Below are 2,838 nucleotides of genomic sequence, written 5' to 3' on the forward strand. Positions count from 1 at the left end.
CGATCGAATCGATCAGCCATGCCAAGGCGGCCGGCGTTCCGATCATCGTGGCGATCAACAAGATCGACAAGCATGACGCCGACCCGCAGAAGGTGCGTTCGGAGCTGCTGCGCCATGAAGTCTTCGTCGAATCGATGGGCGGCGAAGTGCTGGATGTCGAAGTGTCGGCGACCAAGGGCACCAATCTCGACAAGCTGCTCGAAGCGATCCTGCTGCAGGCCGAAATCCTCGACCTGAAGGCCAATCCGGACCGCACCGCCGAGGGTGTCGTCATCGAAGCCCAGCTCGACAAGGGCCGCGGTCCCGTCGCCACGGTGCTGGTCCAGACCGGCACGCTGATGCCCGGCGACATCCTCGTTGCCGGCAACGAATGGGGCCGGGTACGCGCATTGGTCAACGACCGCGGCGGGCAGATCAAGGAAGCGCCGCCGGCGATGCCGGTGGAGGTGCTTGGTCTGCAGGGAACCCCGCAGGCTGGCGACCGTTTCGCCGTCGTCAACAACGAGGCCCGCGCCCGCGAGATCACCGAATACCGCCAGCGTCTGGCGCGCGAGAAGGCGGTGGCCAAGCATGCCGGCCAGCGTGGTTCGCTCGAACAGATGATGTCGCAGCTGCAGACGAGCGGGCTGAAGGAATTTCCGCTGGTCATCAAGGGCGACGTGCAGGGCTCGATCGAGGCGATCAACACGGCGCTGGACAAGCTCGGCACCGACGAGGTGCGTGCGCGCATCGTCCATGCGGGCGCCGGCGGCATCACCGAAAGCGATGTGTCGCTGGCGGAAACCTCGGGTGCCGCGATCATCGGCTTCAACGTCCGCGCCAATGTGCAGGCGCGTGCGGCTGCCGCGGCGGCAGGCATCGAGATCCGCTACTATTCGATCATCTACAATCTCGTGGATGACGTGAAGGCGGCGCTCTCCGGCCTGCTCTCGCCGGAGCGTCGCGAGACCTTCATCGGCAATGCGGAGATCCTCGAAATCTTCGACATCACCAAGGTCGGCAAGATCGCCGGCTGCCGTGTCACCGAAGGCAAGGTCGAGCGCGGTGCGGGCGTTCGCCTGATCCGCGACAATGTCGTCATCCACGAAGGCACGCTGAAGACCCTGAAGCGCTTCAAGGACGAAGTTGCGGAAGTCCCAGGTGGCCAGGAATGCGGCATGGCCTTCCAGAACTACGAAGACATGCGCGTCGGCGACGTCATCGAGTGCTTCCGCGTCGAGATGGTGACCAGGACGCTCTGAGTTCGAACATCTTGAGTTCGAGCATCTACTGAGACCGGGCGGTGGTCGAAAGACCGCCGCCCAAACCATATGAGACATGCGGTGCGGTCCCATCCCGCGCTTCACGATTTCAGGATAGAGAAAAATGCCCCGTTCAACCACATCAGGCCCATCCCAGCGCATGCTTCGCGTCGGCGAGCAGGTGCGCCATGCGCTGTCGGAAACCTTGCAGCGTGGCGAGATCCTCGATCCGTTGATCGAGAATGCCGTGGTTTCGGTCTCGGAAGTGCGCATGTCGCCCGATCTGAAGATCGCCACCGCCTTCGTCTCGCCGCTCGGCGCAAGTGATACCGATGCGGTGGTCGAGGCGCTCAACAAGCATGCGAAATTTGTGCGCGGCCGCGTTTCCGGCGCGCTCCGGCAGATGAAGTACATGCCGGAATTCCGCTTCCGGCTCGACACCAGCTACGACAATTTCCAGAAGATCAACGAATTGCTGCACTCGCCCGAAGTGGCGCGCGATCTCGGCCCGGACGCCCAGATTGGCGACCAGAATAAAGACAACGACAAGGACGAAAAATAGTGGCGCGTCGCGGCAAGAAGAAGGGCCGGCCGATCTCCGGCTGGCTGGTGCTGGACAAGCCCGTCGGCATGGGTTCGACCGAAGCTGTCTCCAAGATCAAATGGCTGTTCCAGGCGGAAAAGGCCGGCCATGCCGGCACGCTCGACCCGCTCGCTTCCGGCATGCTGCCGATTGCGCTCGGCGAGGCGACCAAGACCGTGCCCTATGTCCAGGATGGCGCCAAGGTCTACCGCTTCACTGTCGCCTGGGGTGAGGAGCGTTCGACCGATGACCTCGAAGGGCCGGTGACGAAAAGCTCCGACCAGCGTCCGGCACAAACCGATGTGCTTTTGCTGATGCCGAAATACACCGGCGTCATCATGCAGACGCCGCCGCAGTTTTCGGCCATCAAGATCGCAGGCGAGCGCGCCTATGACCTTGCCCGCGACGGCGCGACGGTCGACATCCCGGCGCGGGAAGTCGAGATCGGCCGTCTCGACCTGATCGAGCACAATGCCGATCGCACCATTTTCGAGGTCGAATGCGGCAAGGGCACTTATGTGCGCTCGCTGGCCCGCGACATGGGCCGCGACCTCGGCTGTTTCGGTCACATCGCCGAACTGCGCCGGATCGAGGTCGAGCCGTTCACGCCGGAAGACTTCGTCACAATCGCGGAGCTGGAAGCCGCCCGCTTTGGCGAACGGGGCGAAAGTGCGGATTCAGCGGACACAGTGGATGTGCCGGTCGATTTCGACGCCATCGACGCGCTTCTGGTCGACACATCAGCCGCGCTCGACTGTCTGCCGCAGGTCGCGATCAGCGACGACGCGGCAACAAAAATCCGCCTCGGCAATCCGGTCATCATCCGTGGCCGCGACGCGCCGGTGGAAGCCGAGGAAGCCTGTGCTACGGCGCGCGGCAAGCTGGTCGCCATCGGCGCAATCGAACAAGGCATGTTCAAGCCGAAGCGGGTCTTTGCCGGGTGAGTCCCATCGTCTAATCTCGATGAGACTTAAACATCCGAGGGGCACATGGCAAAGGCCGAGACCATCAAGA

General features: G+C 63.1%; 3 protein-coding genes. All 3 read left to right on the forward strand.

Going from position 1 to position 2,838, the window contains the following annotated elements; translation table 11 throughout:
- Positions 1-1,241 (forward strand): translation initiation factor IF-2 (infB, locus tag E5W87_RS10625; RefSeq protein WP_292396763.1); only part of this gene is annotated, 1,241 nt, incomplete at its 5' end.
- Between the two features lie 124 nt (positions 1,242-1,365).
- Positions 1,366-1,803, forward strand: a complete 438-nt coding sequence (gene rbfA / locus E5W87_RS10630) for a 30S ribosome-binding factor RbfA (RefSeq protein WP_292396765.1) — start codon at positions 1,366-1,368, stop codon at positions 1,801-1,803.
- Positions 1,803-2,768, forward strand: coding sequence for a tRNA pseudouridine(55) synthase TruB (gene truB, locus E5W87_RS10635; RefSeq protein ID WP_292396767.1), 966 nt, complete (start codon positions 1,803-1,805; stop codon positions 2,766-2,768). Before rbfA ends, truB begins: the two co-directional genes overlap by 1 nt.
- The last annotated feature ends 70 nt before the right edge of the window (positions 2,769-2,838 follow it).

Source organism: Mesorhizobium sp. (assembly GCF_004962925.1).
Lineage (GTDB): Bacteria > Pseudomonadota > Alphaproteobacteria > Rhizobiales > Rhizobiaceae > Mesorhizobium.